The following is a 15,384-nucleotide window of genomic DNA, read 5'->3' as shown; positions in this document are numbered from 1 at the left end:
ATATAAAGGAAGGGGACTTATCTATGTTCAAGAAAATGGATATCTACCGCATACTTACAAGCATGCATACACCATCGCACAATTATTTTTAGGACTAGTGTTTTTAATGTCGGGCATCTCAGAATTTAAAGCTAATCGCAAGAGTATGGCCATAATGAACTTCTCCGTTTCCCTTCTTACTTTTTTTGTATTTATATTTGCACTTATAGTGCGAACAGATTAACTACACACTTTCTTCCCCCACGCATAGCCTTTCCATAGCTCATTCCTCTTCATATACAAAGAAAAGCCGAGCGCTACTCAGATAATCTGAATTACGCTCGGCAAATACTACATTATTAGCAGCCTATTCGTTTTTCTCTAATTCTTCAATTCTCTGCCGCTTTCCTATACCAAAGATAAAGTATCCGACAATAACGATCGCCATGAATATTGCCCCAACAATCAATGGCAAGCGTGTATCCGGGTTAAACCACATTCCAACAATCACCAGCAACAAAAAGATAATAGTAATGTAATTACTGATCGGGAAAAAACGAGATTTAAAGTTGTGGCCTTCCATTTCGTTCTTCCACTTTTTCCGGAATTTAAATTGACTGATGGCTAATGCAAACCACGGTACCATACCCGGGAGAACACTGGCGCTGTAAATGTACAGAAACAGTTTGGAATCAGGCATTAAGTAGTTAAATAATACTCCTACCAGCAGCAAGGAAATCGTTGTTATTATACTATTTCTAGGGACACCGCTTGCGGAGACTTTCCCTAAGAACTTAGGAGCTTGTCCGTTCTTGGCCAATGTATATAACATTCTGCCCGCACTATAAATACCACTGTTGCAACCTGACATTGCAGCTGTAAGTACAACAAAGTTGATAATACCCGCAGCAGCCACAATGCCTACCTTGGCAAAAGTCAGTACAAACGGGCTGCCGATCTCGCCAATTTGGTTCCAAGGATAAAGCGTAACAATGACGAAGATCGCACCAACGTAAAAAATCAGAATACGCCAGATGATGTTTTTAATGGCTTTTCGCAGGGTCATTTTCGGATTCTCAGCTTCACCCGCCGTAATACCTATCATCTCGATCCCCTGGTAAGCCGCCGTTACAATACATAGTGCAAATAGGAACCCTTTTAGCCCGCCTGCAAAAAAACCACCATGGCTGACTAGATTGGATAGTCCTATCGGTTGTCCGCCGTTGCCGAGGCCAAAGAAGATCATCCCCGTACCTACCACTAGCATGAAGATAATAGCGATAATCTTAATCATCGCAAACCAAAACTCAAATTCTCCATAAAATTTCACAGCCGCCAAATTAGCCAGCGCAATAATAATTACACCTGCCAAAGCTGGTAGCCATTGCGGGATATCTGGGAACCAGTAGGCCACATATACCCCAATCGCAGTGACTTCCGCCATTCCTACCGTAACCCATAAGAACCAATAGCACCAAGTGGTCAAGAAACCGGCCAAAGGGCTGATGTATTTATGAGCAAAGGTTGCAAATGAGCCCGTCACCGGTTCAAGAATCAACATTTCCCCCATGATCCGCATGACAAAAAACATAATAATCCCGGCTAAGAGATAAGCCAACAGCACCGAAGGTCCTGCCCATTTTATCGTACTTGCCGATCCCATAAACAAACCGACGCCAATCGTGCCTCCAAGCGCAATCAACTCAACGTGCCGTGGCTTCAGCCCTCTCGTTAATTGTTTCGATTCCAAAAGAACGCTCCCCTTCGTATATGTTCGTCATCAAATGCTAATGATCCGGAAAACTGTCTCCAAACATTATTAATTTTCAGACTGACGTGGTTGATCGAACGACTACACAGTAGTTCCACGATTCATAAATATACAAAGTAAACCACGTCCTATTTACCGTCCAAACCTTACTGTTTCTAAGACCGAGTCCGTAGCATTAGATGCATTGTATGACAAAAAACGCCTAAATACAACTGCTAATTCGCAGACATTTTTATACATGAAATGGAAAGGAAGGAGTTTCATTTTTCTGAACATTGGTCAATTTAATGTAATGCATTAGAGTGTTGAAGATGCATGTTTTTTTCAATGATAAATATCACGATATTTTATTTAAAACTTGTATTCCTATGGTGGAAACCATGAACTCCGAATGAAAGAGCAACATTTCAAACATACCCTTGTGCTATAACTAGTCATGAATTCCAAACAAGGAGATGAAGACATGAGTATGTTAAAAGGTAAAATCGCTTTAGTAACTGGTGCAAGTCGGGGAATCGGTCGCGGAATTGCATTACGTTTGGCTCGGGAGGGTGCCATTGTCGCAGTACATTACGGAAAAAGGCACCATGAAGCAGATGAGGTGGTGCATAAAATTGAACAGATTGGAGGGGCTGCATTTACGATCGGTGCTGACTTCAGTGACCTGAACGGCATTCAAGATTTATATGCGAAATTGGATGAAGCGCTTCGAGAACGTACAGGCGATAATCGGTTTGATATTCTCGTCAATAACGCTGGAATCGGTCAAATTGTCTCTCTAGAAGAGACAACAGAAGAATCTTTTGACGAAGTCATGAACATGAATGTCAAAGCACCTCTTTTTGTTACCCAGCAAGCTTTGCCGCGTCTAAACGATGGAGGCCGCATTATCAATCTCTCCTCATTTGTTACACGTGTGGCTTCCCCTAGCGTTTTTGCATATAGCATGTCAAAGGGGGCAATCGACACACTTACGCGCGTGTTGGCTCATCAACTTGGAAGCCGTAACATTACAGTCAACGCCATCCAACCTGGCATTATCAACACAGAAATGAATAGCGGGACACTACAAGATCCCAACGGGCAGAAATTTGCCACTGGCCTTTCAATCTTCAAACGCTGGGGCGAGCCTGAGGATATTGCAGATATAGCTGCCTTTCTTGCCTCATCGGACAGTCGTTGGGTCACTGGTCAATTGATTGATGCAAGTGGCGGATCCCATCTGTAAATAACAAGTTCAAAATAAAAACAAATTGCGTTGGTGAGACAAAGGCAATCTTCTCCACCAACGCATGTAATAAGCAATCATCAAGTTGTTCAACACAACTACTACAGATCAGGTACCACAAAAAGTTCGGTAAGGACAGCTGGATATCTCGGGCAATGTAGAGTAAATTTCCTGCTCGGTAGAATAAACATACGGATCCGAAAGAACTTCAAGAAGCTGCTCCATCACACGGTAATCTTCCCGTTCCACCGCAGCTTCCAGCGCTTCTTCTACCCGATGATTGCGCGGGATGATTGCAGGATTGCTGCTGCGCATCAGCTGCTGCGAGGAAGCCTCGGATTCCTGCTGTCTCTCGAGCCTCGCTTGCCACTGCTCGTGCCACTGGGTAAAATCTGCAGTGCTGAACAAAGCCGCATCCTCCAGCTTGTTTAAAGTTAGGGCACGGAAGGTATTGGTGTAGTCTGCACGATACTTCTGCATGATTACAAGAAGGTCCTCAATCAGGGATTCATCCTGTGGCTCTTCGTTAAAGATCCCCAATTTGGCCCGCATTCCCGCAAGCCAATGATGGCGAAACATGTTTGCGAAATCTGCAATTGCATCCTCGGCCAGTTTGACAGCCTGCTCTCTGTCGTCATGCAGCAGTGGCAATAGCGTCTCTGCCAATCTCGCGAGATTCCATGCAGCGATATGCGGCTGATTAACATAAGCATAGCGACCCTGTATGTCGATGGAGCTGAACACCGTCTCAGGATTATAGGTATCCATAAAGGCGCAAGGACCATAATCAATGGTTTCTCCGCTAAGGGTCATATTGTCGGTGTTCATCACTCCGTGAATAAAACCTACCAGCTGCCACTGGGCGATCAGCTTCGCCTGACGTTTAATCACTTCTTGAAGCAAACGAAGGTAGCGGTTTTCCTCGGCTTTAACTTCTGGGTAATGTCGTTCCAATGTGTAATCAGCCAGAGTACGGAGATCTTGCGACGTGCCCCATGCTGAGACATATTGAAAGGTGCCGACGCGAAGATGACTGGCAGCGACACGAGTCAGAATGGCGCCGGGCTGCTCAGTTTCGCGGATGATCGCCTCACCCGTAGTTACCACCGCCAGGCTGCGGGTAGTAGCTATACCTAACGCATGCATCGCTTCACTGATGATGTATTCGCGCAGCATCGGCCCCAGTGCTGCTCGGCCATCACCACGACGAGAGTACGGCGTTCTGCCTGAGCCCTTGAGCTGGATATCTACCCGTTGACCCGAGGGAGTCATCTGCTCGCCGAGCAGCAGAGCACGGCCATCTCCTAGCATGTTAAAGTGTCCGAATTGATGTCCTGCGTAAGCTTGAGCAAGAGGCGTAGCACCGTCGGGAACTTGATTGCCGGCCAACATCGCTACGGCATCCTCTTTTTGCAGCGCCGTATCGTTCAATCCCAGTGAGACTGCCAACGGATGATTTAAAATGATCAGCTTTGGTGAGCGGACAGGATTTGGATTGAGCTTAGTAAACATAGATTCCGGCAGACGAGAATAACTGTTGTCGAAGTTCCACCCTATTTTATCTGCTATTTCTTTTTTCTCCGTCATAGTGTCTCCTTTTCTACTGTGGTATCTTGGATCTTCCCATTTTAGTTTTTACTTCTATCCATTTATTATCCACTTTTCACCATGCTGTTGTACCTTTCAGCCTGCTTTTTTTATCGTAATCGATGATCAAACATAAATTGTATTTGGATACCGAACGGGTCTTCTATAATACCATAGGCTTGGCTAAACACATTGCTAGATAAAGGTACAATGATTTTCACTCGCTCATCTGTTATGAGACTATGATAAAATTGTTCAATTTCTCCTCTGTCAGCACTTTGAATACATAATGAAGTGTTATTCCCTACGGTATATTCCTCATTAGGATTCATTGTTTCTTCTGCTATCATAACCTTTGTTCTTCCGATGGATAAGACTGAATGAGAAATATAATCTTTATTTTCAGCAGTAAGCTGTATTGAACTGTCACGTTTAGCCATGTCTTGATAAGTCACGAGGAATCGTTCCTCTGCGTTAAAATGTTTTTTGTAAAAAGCTATAGCTTCCTTTGCTTTTCCGTTCATGGACAAGAAAATAGCTACTTCCAGTGTTGTACTCATGAGATCAATCTCCTTTTTATCATGTTTTTAGGTAGATATCTTATAGACTTGATCTATTACCTTGAACTTATTATCATTTATAAAGGTATCAAAACATGACACCTTTTATGAGGAGATTTATGTATGAAGAAATCCGAGAGATTAAATGACATGATCAGATACTTAAATAGTCGAGAGTACTTTAATTTAAATGATCTCATGGATAAATACCATATTTCAAAAAGTACAGCCTTACGCGATATTAGTTCATTAGAACAGTTAGGCATGCCTATTTATTCGGAACATGGCCGACATGGGCGATATGGTATCTTAAAAAAAAGATTGCTATCCCCTATTATTTTTACGCTGGATGAAGTGTATGCTCTGTACTTTGCCATGTTGACCTTAGAAGCTTATCAATCCACACCCTTTCATTTGAGTGCTAATACACTTCATGAGAAGTTTAAACACTGTCTTTCTGAACTACAAATAAACCAGATTCATAAAATGAAAAAGGTTCTTCAATTTGAAATATATCAACATCATCATGTTAGTCGCTATTTAGACAAAATCTTAACCAGTATTCTTAATGAAACATACTGTAAGATTCAATATTCAAAAAATAACCGAAACAAAAGTTACCATGTTCAATTTTTCAAGATTTCCGCTAAGTTTGGTCAATGGTACGCTACGGGAATAGAGTTAAAAACGAACAAATATAGGGTTTTCAGATGTGATCGAATCACCTTGGTAGAAGAAGAGGACATCAGTTCTCATTTTTCCATAGACGAACTCCTTAGCCGTTCCTTAAAGATGTATCAAACGGAGAAGAGCATTGACTTTGAAGTAGAGATTGTAGAACAAGCCAAGGATATTTTTTATAAAGAACATTATCCCTCTATGAAAATAGAACAGGGTCATAAAACAGTCATTAAGGGATTCTATAATCCTGGAGAAGAGGAATTCATTGCTCAATATTTTATGAAATATGGTCATTATGTACGATCAGTGAAGCCTAAATCTTTAAAACAAATGATTAAAGATAAAGTAGCGCACCTCTTAGCCTACTACCAAAAATTATGAGACCATCGAAGGTTTGTTCAAGATGTTCTTTACATTTAAGCAGGGAAAAGAAGGCTTGAGCTCCTTTTCCCTGCTAACGATGACATTGGAATTATGGCTTCTGTTTGGCGATAACAGCATAGGATACCGTTCTTGTGGTTCCAGTTGGGTTCCATGCAGTAAAGAACCATCTGTCTTCAGCTGCTGAATAGTTATCGAGAAGAAACCCTTGGTCATTTCCTGAGAAAATCCATGAACCGCTAATCAGATTGTAGCCGTTACCGTTAATCGTAGTGCTTCTAAAGCTATTTGGAGGAAGAGTGACTGGGGAGAAAGTGAAACGTGCAAACCCATCTCCAAGTTGAGTTACACGAATGGCTTTTCTAGTGCTCTTAACCACGTGACTTCTTTTTTTCAGTTTTTTTCCCAACTTTGCTTCCGCATTTTTAATTTTCAATAAGGTTGCCTTTCGCAAAGAAATCATCTCCTTCATTATTGTACTTATAGTTAATGAAGGATTAGATACTTTGGAATGGACAAAATCCTTAGTAATTTGGCTGAATTTTTTCTCATTTTTTCATTTCTACACCGATTTTGTTAGGCCGATATGGGTGATCATGGTGTCATACGGCTCTAACTCCATGGTTTGTTTGCCATATTCCGTTTCAATCGTCGTTTTTTGAAGTTGATCGCTATTGTTAATAACAACTAATGTTTTACTTTCAGGATAGTAAGCACACTCTGTATATAAGTTATCCGTAATGTACTTCGTTTCATTGAGCTCATTGCCCGCAAAGCGAATTATATTTAGCAGCAATCTTGTGTTTTCCCAACTGAATTCGAAAGAAGGAAGGTAAATCCCCTTGCCTTTACCGAAGGCATGAGTGGATAGTGTTATCATACCACTTGTTTCATCCACTACTGCTGCTGACCCATCAGTAAGATAAATGCCATGCTTTGGCGTTATACTTGCCCCTTCAGGCACCAAACCATGCTCATCTCTAACCTTATATGTCCATCTTCCATGAGCTACTCTGGAGCCTGTATCCTCGTCCAGACCGAGGACATGTGCCATTCTGAACAAGCTGTCATGACCTTCAACCGCCGAAGGCTGGTTAATGCCAATAAAGGTGCCACCCTCATAAACCCATTGGGTCAGTAAGTCCACACACTTGATGTCATTCCAGTGCTTCCCACCACTCCATGCTGAACCAGCAGAGCCGGCATTGATCACTACATCACAATCCTGTAGAATTCCCTGACGGATATCCTCAAAATCAATGAACTGCACTTCAATCGGCAAACCAGATAAAGCTTCATTGATATGAATTAAATCATGCATATACGTTTCGTGGAAATGACCGGACAAGGTCCACGATCTTAATTTTCCCCAGCTGTGCAGAATAGCTACCTTCGTCTTTATGTGATAGGGCTTGCCTTCATGATGCAGTTCTTTGATTTCTCTAAATTCATTGGCAATCTTTTCGATGTAATCACAAAAATCCGGGTAAGGCTCGACAAGATGCAAGTATCCACCCAGTCCAATTCGGTCAATAGGCTCCCTCAACAGGGCGCGCCGGATATTAATCCAATACTTTTTGGCATCCAGCGTGGGGTCGCCCCCCTCCATAAAGGTAGGAAGCCCGCCTAAGCCAACCGGAAATAAGTATGGATGCAGCCGAATCTCATGCGTATTCACTTTTACACCTGAACACAGCCTCGCCTCATAACCTGAGAACACACATTTAATCAACCCGTCAAATCCAAACTCTTGAAAACGGTCATTATAAGGCTCCATCCCAACCCAACTGTCATCATAAAACACGTAGGCCAGCTTATCGTGCTTATGCACAATATCAATTAATTTTTTGCCAAATTCAATTACAAAATCATTGATAAATGCCATCCAGTCCAGCTTGCGCTGCTCAGCCGGGATATGTGTGACTCGATATTTCCCGCCATTCACAAAATCCTCGGCAGTCATCGAATACCCATATCTCTTGGCAAACAGATCCAGTGCTCTTGAACTTACCGTAAAATCGTATGATCCCCAATCTGAGAAGAGATGGCGATTGCGCTCATTACTGCCCCATATCCAGGCGAAGTTATAAAATAAGGAGGTAAACCGGACAACCGTGGTTTCCTTATGATGAAGACACCAATCTTCCATCCAATCCAGCAGATACTGTTGCGTTTCTGTATACATAGGATCAATCTGCATTAAATGCTCTTTGTCCCAATGATTCGTGGTGTGATTGTACATGGAAATCTCTTCCCAGATCCGATAGACCATAAAGCTTACCGTGTATTTATGCCAAGGGGCAATCCCGGTAATGACCACATTTCCAGATTCCCTTTCATAATTCCACTGTTCCTTTGGAACTTCTTCCCCGGTCGTTCTGTCAAAAACCTGCCAGTAGTTCAACGCCTCTTTGGAATCATTTACTTTGAATTGTTCTGTAAAAAAATCCTCCATCAGATAGATGGATACATAATCCTGTACAGCTACCTTCGGATTCGTAATTAAAAAACACTGTTGCAGCTTTTCCAGATTACGGGACGCCCACTTGTTATGATCTCTGATGATACAGATTGTGGAATAAATGCCGTACCCAGCGTTTATAATCTCATCGGACAACTGCGTGCCGTCACTGTCACGGATGACATCAGCGCCCCATCGTTCAGCTAATTTCAGGGTCAGCGCCTCATAACCGGATTCTCCTGGTAGCGTAAAGGACCCCGTTGTTTGTTTAGACAACTTCGATCCCTCCTAATTCAACATGTCGGATAGAAAAGCCAATGCCAAGCCTTGTCCCCAGCCCTGAATCCAGTCTTTTGGAATATTGCGATACCCTTCCCGATCTTTCATAACCGCTGTGCCGCCCGACACACCTAGTACCCGTCCGTCCTCGCTAATATGGTTCAAGATGCCCTCCAATGCCTTTTGCACGTATTTGGTATGCAGCGGATTGCCATTATTGATCATGGCCGCCGCGATACCGCAAGATGCAGACACTTCTTCATAGGACTCCTCGTCATCCAGTACCGTCCGCCACAGGCCATTCTCTGTTTGCACACCCTTCAATGCCGCCAGTTGATCCCGAAGGGAACACTCCACGTCCATGCACTTCGGATACAAGTACCAGTCTTTCAAATGAATTTTGACTTGTGACATGGTATATGCTCCCCAAGCATTCGCTCTCCCCCAGAAAAATCCGGACATGTGATCCTGCTTGACATTATTGTAGCCATGGTACCAGAAGCCGCTACTAGGGTCTTGCAGGTATTTAATATGCCAGTAATATTGGTTTAAGGCATCCTGGATCATTTCCTCATCCTTTAATTTGGTTCCTACACGCAGCAGAAAAAATGCAGCCATAAACAACGTGTCCGCCCATGCCTGTTCCGGAAAATCATTAGCAGTGGATACCGTATGCTGTAGAACACGGTCTCCGAACCTAAGGGCATTGTTTTGGATGTAATCCACCTTGCTCATCACAATATCCCAATATTTCTGGTCCCCTGTTTCTTCATACAACGTGATCAGAATATGGCCCATAGCACATGTGTTTACCGTCCAATGCGGCAGACCCAGCTCGATGTATTCATCTGCCCACTGGACAAGCATATTCAAGTAATCTTTATTTCCTGTTTTCGTATAGGCTCTGGATACACCATAATAAGCCACACCGCAAGGCCAATCCCACGTTAAATCCATCGCCATCGTTTTTCTGACGACTTTGTCGATCACTCTTAATATCTCTTCCTTGTCATAAGTTAATTGAAGCATCGTTATTCCCCTCTTCTAGTGCACACGCCCCCAAAGGCGTTTGAGAGCAGTTTGTCACTGTTTTGGAAACGCTTTACTTATTCCATTGTACGCAGTAAAATAGTCTCAATCTAAGCACATTTGCAACAAAACTGCGCAATTCCAATCATTTATGTGAGGATTTTGCAAAATCCTGTTATGTATATCTGCTGGCTAAGCTTGATGTAACGTTGACCTATAATCAACTCAAATCCAAGTTGTGGGAGTATCGAATATGCCTAGAAAAAAGAAGCCCGTTATAGAATATCGACACTATAGCTTGCCCATCAGCTTTCCTGTCTTGCTATTAAGCGGCGAACGCTGGAAGATTTCAGATATTAAAAGTGAGCATCTCCATTTCCATAACCATTTGGAGATTGGTATTTGCTATTCGGATGGTGGCATCATGGAGATCAAAGGAGAAGCAGTCCCCTTCAAAGCCGGGGATGTGACTTTTATCCCTAGGTATCTTCCTCACACCACGTACAGCTCGCCAAATACAGCCAGCCTTTGGTCTTATATCTTTTTTTCGCCAGAGGACCTTTTCCAACACTCTCTTAAAAGCGCTTACAGCAACTTTGAGCCAAACTTGTGGGTGATGAAGGGAACGAACTGTATATTAAACAAGGAGCAGCATCCCAAGGTGTATACACTTGCGACTTCGATCGTAGAGGAATTACAACAACAGAATCCTTACTATCAGGAAAGCGCCTACGGCTTATTGCTATCCCTTTATATAGAACTTCTCAGAATTCACTCCAGGAATGAATCATTGAAAGATGCAGAAACAGTACATAGCCGGAAAAGCGATTTTGCCATTTCTCCAGCTTTGGAGTACATCACGAAAAATTATATGACACCTGTTAACATTGATTTTTTGGCTGACCTGTGCCATTTAAGTACAACTCATTTTCGCAGAAAATTTCATGAGATTATGGGAACGTCCCCTCTCGATTTCCTAAACAGCACCCGAATCGAAGAAGCCTGCAAGCAGCTAAAAAGCACAAATGACTCCATTCTTTCGATCTCCGAGCAAGTCGGCTATCGCTCCATTTCCAGCTTTAATCGATGCTTCTCCAAGCTTATGGGAGAGCCGCCAAAAGAATGGCGTAAAGGAGCGCAATCCGAAGCACAATCGGCGAAAGCGTCTATACTAGAGTTTACGGGGTGGGTTTAATTTTACCAAACTGAATCAAGCAGCTCGTCCACTTCCTGAATTCGGGTCACCGATGGTGTCTGTATAAGATTGCCTCTCACCATAACCATGGCTACATTCAACAAAGCCTTTATATTGTCCAAAGGGTTGTCCTCCAGCACGATTAAATCTGCCTGTTTTCCGGTATCAATGCTACCTGTAAGATGATCAATGCCTAAGATTTCCGCATTAGATTGGGTTACCCGTTCGATGACCTGACCCGCATTCAGTTTCGTTTGTCTCATATAGTGGTCTAGTTCCCGCCACATATCATAGTGAGTGACGTAAGACATGGCGGCATCCGTTCCAATTCCAATTTTGATCTCATGTTCTACAGCCTGACGCAGCCCCTTCAGCATGGAGTCGTACACAAACCGCGAATTTTCCTTAACCGTTTGATTCACCTTCGTTAGGCTTGTGTCCAATTTCGCAACGGGATACCCAGCCTGCAAAGTAGGAATCAATGCAGTATAGCCCCATATAAAAAACAGGGAAAAGACATGATAATGGAAGCCAGTTTGCCCTGTTTTCCACTCCACTTTTCCCCAATTTCTTTCAAGTCTTCATTCATGTTTTCAGTGAGAACAACCCTGACATGAAGTGTCCCCATTATTGAAAGTTATTTTTTTCATAACGTACTGCGCCGTAACTCATAAAAATACTGCACAATCGGATGCTTTAACTTCATCTTCTCGGTCATGTTTAATATTCGCTTTTTTCCTACTCGTCTGTCCACTAAAGCTAGAATATTCAATAAGATATCATTACTCTCTAAGCTGTCCTCTATAGAAGTAGTTAAAAACTGATTAGCTAAAACATTAAAATTAGACTTGCTTAATGAGGCCTGTGCTGACAAAAGCTCCTTTGCATGTTCTGATATTTTTCTACCTCTTGCTATTACTTGTAGACGATCTTCCGGAACGTTAACATTAGTATCTTTTCTGATCGCTTCAATTTCTTCATTGCTGATAGGAACTTGGATCTCTGGATCATTCTTAATTTCCAACTCCGTCTGATACCATTTGATTGGACTAGTGATATCATTCATATTGAGTATGTTCTTCTTATCTACAGTTATATAACAAATTCCAGATTTATCAGGTAAGTAACGATAACTGGTAGCTCGGTACTCGACCCTTCCGTCTAACGCAGGACAGCGGAAGCTCTCCAGTTGTTGCTTCAATTTACTCCAGGACATATATCCTCCTATGTTTTCAATGCCTACTAACAGCCCATCCCCAACTTGGCAATTTAATTCCCACGTTCCTCCACCTCATCATGATCCTTGCTTCCAAACTCATCAAGCAATGTACGCACTTCACTTGTTGATTTGGCGTTCATTAAGCTGTTTCTGAGTTCACTTGCCCCTCGGAATCCACGGACATATATTTTGAAGAAGCGGGCGAGAGGGCTGAACGAACGTGGCCCCTGCGCTGAGTAATGATCATGGAGATCTAGATGAAGCCGCAGCAGATCAAGCAATTCCTCACTGCTGTGTTCCTTCGGCTCCTTCTCAAATGCAAATGGATTCTGGAAAATACCACGCCCAATCATAATGCCATCTACTCCATATTGCTCAGCGAGCTTCAAGCCGGTCTGACGGTCCGGAATATCTCCGTTAATGGTCAGCAATGTATCTGGTGCCACCTCATCACGAAGTTTCTTAATCTCCGGAATCAGTTCCCAGTGAGCGTCTACTTTGCTCATTTCCTCTCTTGTCCGCAGATGAATGGACAAATTCACAATGTCTTGTTTCAAAATATGGGTTAACCAGTCGCGCCATTCATCTACGACAGTGAAACCGAGCCTTGTTTTTACACTAACGGGCAGTCCCCCGGCTTTGGCGGCCTGAATGATATCCGCTGCGATTTCGGGACGGCAAATCAGACCGCTTCCCTTCCCATTCTCCGCTACATTCGCTACAGGACAACCCATATTAATATCGATGCCTTTGAAGCCTTCTTTCGCCATACCGGTGCTCATTTCACGGAAATATTCCGGCTTATCTCCCCAGATATGGGCCACCATGGGCTGTTCATCCTCTGTAAAAGTCAAACGCCCGCGTACACTTTTGTTCCCCTCCGGGTGACAATAACTCTCTGTATTCGCAAACTCCGTAAAAAACACATCCGGTCTGGCTGCTTCACTTACGACATGGCGAAACACAACATCCGTCACATCTTCCATCGGTGCCAGTATAAAAAAAGGTCGTGGCAAATCACGCCAAAAATTATTCGTCATATCAAAAACTCCTCTGTAAATACCAGGACAAATCTTTGGTCCCAAAATGGTAAAGTTAACCTGTTCATGTCCTTGCTTCTTCTTCACATATAACATGTTTAAGCAACGTAGTTCAAACGGCAGTATATGTTAAGCATAGACATCTAAATGAGTATATCATACTCAATAGAGGAGCATACTCCCCAAAAGACTCGCAAAAAAAGGAAGAGCGCCGCCCCTCCTTGCCATCTTCTATAACGTCCTGCGCCGCAGTTCATAGAAATACTGCACGGCATAACTTTCCCCAGCCTACGCCGTTCCCAAGCGAATGGCTTAAAAAAAGAGCCGAGGAATAATATCCTTGACCCTTTTCGTCAATTTCTACACATGAATACCTAAAATTTTCAGCTGTTCATTGATTTTGGCTTCAAGTTCAGCGATTTCTTTTTTATCTTGCTCTAAAAGCTTACTCACTTCGGCAAGATCAATGACTTGTTCTTCTTCAAACGTATCCACGTAGCGAGGAATATTTAAGTTAAACTCGTTTTCTTTGATTTCTTCAAGTGATGCCACATGAGCATATTTATCAACATCTACACGATTTCGGTACGTTTCGATAATCTTATTGATGTTTTTATCAGTAAGTTTGTTTTGATTTTTACCTTTTTCAAACTCATTGCTTGCATCGATAAACAAGATGTCTTTTGTTTTACGATTTTTCTTGAATACTAAAATCGTAGTTGGGATGGATACGCCGTAAAACAAGTTGGCAGGTAAGCCTATAACGGTATCAAGATAGTTTTTCTCAATGATCGTTTGGCGAATCGCACCTTCCGCTGCACCACGGAACAAGACACCATGCGGTAATACAATCGCCATTGTTCCAGTATCATTCAGATGATACAAGCTGTGTAAAATGAATGCATAATCTGCCTTAGTACGAGGGGCGAGTTTACCATATTCCCTAAAACGTGGATCTTTGAGTTTCGTTTCGCTATTGTCCCAATGAGCGGAATAAGGAGGATTCGCAACTACAGCGTCAAATGAGCGTGGGTGGTCAGTTCCTTGGGCATCTGGTCCATCAGGCCAATCGCTTTCAAGTGTGTCAGCATTAGACAGAGTCATGTTATTAAATGAAACACCATGCATCATCAGATTCATACGAGCCAAGTTGTATGTTGTCGTATTCTTTTCTTGACCAAAAAATTTAATCGCCCCGGGTTTATCTCCACCAGGCAGCTCACCTTGAACCGTTAATAACAATGATCCCGAACCGCAAGTCGGGTCATATACTGAAAAGGTATGTTCGGATTCTTCTACATCGTCCGTTACAATTTTAGCCAATACTTTAGAAACTTCATGAGGTGTGTAGAACTCTCCACCTTTTTTACCTGCACTTGCTGCAAATTGACCGATGAGGTATTCATAGATTGCACCAAGAATATCCTGGTTATCTTCACCCTTGTATTCAATGCCATGAACAAGCTTTACAATTCGGTTAAGTGATTTTGCACGTTCATTGGTAGAAGAGCCTAGACGCGAGTCTCCAAGATTAATGTCGTTAAATACGCCACGAAAATCTTTCGCGGCTTCTTTATTTAATTCAGCGTTTCGATTGAAGTTATCAAAAATAGTTTGATAATCACTTGGAATCACCATGCTATTATCAATCTTATGCACTAAAGATTCCCAAGTATCAAGCGGTGCAATGGCATAGCCTAAACTTGCAGAAATATCTTCTAAGTAGTCATTCAAATCGTCACCATTCGCTTGTTCTAAGTAAGCACTATTGATCGATTCACCAGCGGCAACATCAATAACATTATTTTCAACTAAATACTGTTCTTGGTGTTCTGACAGATAACGATAAAACATAAAGGCTAAAATGTAGTTCTTATATTCTGCAGCATCCATGCTTCCACGAAGCTCATTTGCCATCGCCCACAATTTTGTTGTAATACTTTGTAGATTATTGCTCATACTTCTATTTTCCCC

14 protein-coding genes are annotated in these 15,384 nt (G+C 42.6%); 4 read left to right on the top strand and 10 right to left on the bottom strand.

Annotated elements, in window-relative coordinates; genetic code table 11:
- Nucleotides 1-106 precede the first annotated feature (106 nt).
- On the top strand, nt 107-223 hold the full coding sequence (locus FKV70_RS27040; protein ID WP_425280345.1) for a hypothetical protein: 117 nt from the start codon (nt 107-109) through the stop codon (nt 221-223).
- A gap of 123 nt (nt 224-346) precedes the next feature.
- On the opposite strand, the gene FKV70_RS00390 is transcribed toward FKV70_RS27040, so the two are convergent.
- Nucleotides 347-1,729 (bottom strand): amino acid permease, encoded by a 1,383-nt coding sequence (locus tag FKV70_RS00390; RefSeq protein ID WP_063212916.1) that lies wholly within the window; start codon nt 1,727-1,729, stop codon nt 347-349.
- Nucleotides 1,730-2,213: 484 nt separating this feature from the next.
- Between FKV70_RS00390 and FKV70_RS00385 the strand changes: the two genes are divergently transcribed.
- Complete coding sequence (locus FKV70_RS00385) at nt 2,214-2,978, top strand: SDR family oxidoreductase (RefSeq protein ID WP_142611465.1); 765 nt, start codon at nt 2,214-2,216, stop codon at nt 2,976-2,978.
- Between the two features lie 108 nt (nt 2,979-3,086).
- On the opposite strand, the gene FKV70_RS00380 is transcribed toward FKV70_RS00385, so the two are convergent.
- Both FKV70_RS00380 and FKV70_RS00375 read right to left on the bottom strand, forming a co-directional pair.
- A complete protein-coding gene (locus tag FKV70_RS00380; RefSeq protein ID WP_142611464.1) occupies nt 3,087-4,565 on the bottom strand; it encodes a protein adenylyltransferase SelO in 1,479 nt (492 codons plus the stop codon).
- Nucleotides 4,566-4,675: 110 nt separating this feature from the next.
- Entirely contained in the window at nt 4,676-5,125 is a 450-nt protein-coding gene (locus FKV70_RS00375; protein ID WP_063212919.1) for a VOC family protein, read from the bottom strand.
- A gap of 123 nt (nt 5,126-5,248) precedes the next feature.
- Here FKV70_RS00375 and FKV70_RS00370 point away from each other — a divergent pair, with 123 nt between their 5' ends.
- The gene (locus FKV70_RS00370; protein ID WP_142611463.1) at nt 5,249-6,187 is read left to right on the top strand and encodes a helix-turn-helix transcriptional regulator; all 939 of its coding nucleotides are present in this window, start codon (nt 5,249-5,251) and stop codon (nt 6,185-6,187) included.
- A 91-nt stretch (nt 6,188-6,278) separates the two neighbouring features.
- Here the strand turns inward: FKV70_RS00370 and FKV70_RS00365 are convergent, their stop codons facing one another.
- The 3 genes from FKV70_RS00365 to FKV70_RS00355 all read right to left on the bottom strand — a co-directional run bounded on the left by FKV70_RS00365 (nt 6,279) and on the right by FKV70_RS00355 (nt 9,956).
- Nucleotides 6,279-6,650 (bottom strand): hypothetical protein, encoded by a 372-nt coding sequence (locus FKV70_RS00365; RefSeq protein ID WP_231116762.1) that lies wholly within the window; start codon nt 6,648-6,650, stop codon nt 6,279-6,281.
- A 99-nt stretch (nt 6,651-6,749) separates the two neighbouring features.
- Nucleotides 6,750-8,924 carry a 1,3-beta-galactosyl-N-acetylhexosamine phosphorylase gene (gnpA, locus tag FKV70_RS00360; RefSeq protein ID WP_142611462.1) on the bottom strand — a complete coding sequence of 725 codons (2,175 nt, stop codon included), beginning with the start codon at nt 8,922-8,924 and terminating at the stop codon, nt 6,750-6,752.
- A gap of 12 nt (nt 8,925-8,936) precedes the next feature.
- On the bottom strand, nt 8,937-9,956 hold the full coding sequence (locus FKV70_RS00355; RefSeq protein WP_142611461.1) for a glycoside hydrolase family 88/105 protein: 1,020 nt from the start codon (nt 9,954-9,956) through the stop codon (nt 8,937-8,939).
- A 253-nt stretch (nt 9,957-10,209) separates the two neighbouring features.
- On the opposite strand from FKV70_RS00355, the gene FKV70_RS00350 reads away from it, so the two are divergent.
- Nucleotides 10,210-11,151, top strand: coding sequence for an AraC family transcriptional regulator (locus tag FKV70_RS00350; protein WP_064795835.1), 942 nt, complete (start codon nt 10,210-10,212; stop codon nt 11,149-11,151).
- A gap of 2 nt (nt 11,152-11,153) precedes the next feature.
- Here the strand turns inward: FKV70_RS00350 and FKV70_RS00345 are convergent, their stop codons facing one another.
- From FKV70_RS00345 to FKV70_RS00330, 4 genes are all read right to left on the bottom strand, one after another.
- The gene (locus FKV70_RS00345; protein ID WP_142611460.1) at nt 11,154-11,708 is read right to left on the bottom strand and encodes an amidohydrolase family protein; all 555 of its coding nucleotides are present in this window, start codon (nt 11,706-11,708) and stop codon (nt 11,154-11,156) included.
- A gap of 89 nt (nt 11,709-11,797) precedes the next feature.
- On the bottom strand, nt 11,798-12,367 hold the full coding sequence (locus FKV70_RS00340) for an SF0329 family protein (RefSeq protein ID WP_142611459.1): 570 nt from the start codon (nt 12,365-12,367) through the stop codon (nt 11,798-11,800).
- 53 nt (nt 12,368-12,420) lie between these two features.
- The gene (locus tag FKV70_RS00335; RefSeq protein ID WP_142611458.1) at nt 12,421-13,410 is read right to left on the bottom strand and encodes a tRNA dihydrouridine synthase; all 990 of its coding nucleotides are present in this window, start codon (nt 13,408-13,410) and stop codon (nt 12,421-12,423) included.
- 360 nt (nt 13,411-13,770) lie between these two features.
- A complete protein-coding gene (locus tag FKV70_RS00330) occupies nt 13,771-15,369 on the bottom strand; it encodes a type I restriction-modification system subunit M (RefSeq protein ID WP_142611457.1) in 1,599 nt (532 codons plus the stop codon).
- Nucleotides 15,370-15,384: the final 15 nt, after the last annotated feature.

This window comes from Paenibacillus ottowii (assembly GCF_006874425.1).
Lineage (GTDB): Bacteria > Bacillota > Bacilli > Paenibacillales > Paenibacillaceae > Paenibacillus > Paenibacillus ottowii.
This window is presented reverse-complemented; position numbering and strand designations above follow the sequence as displayed.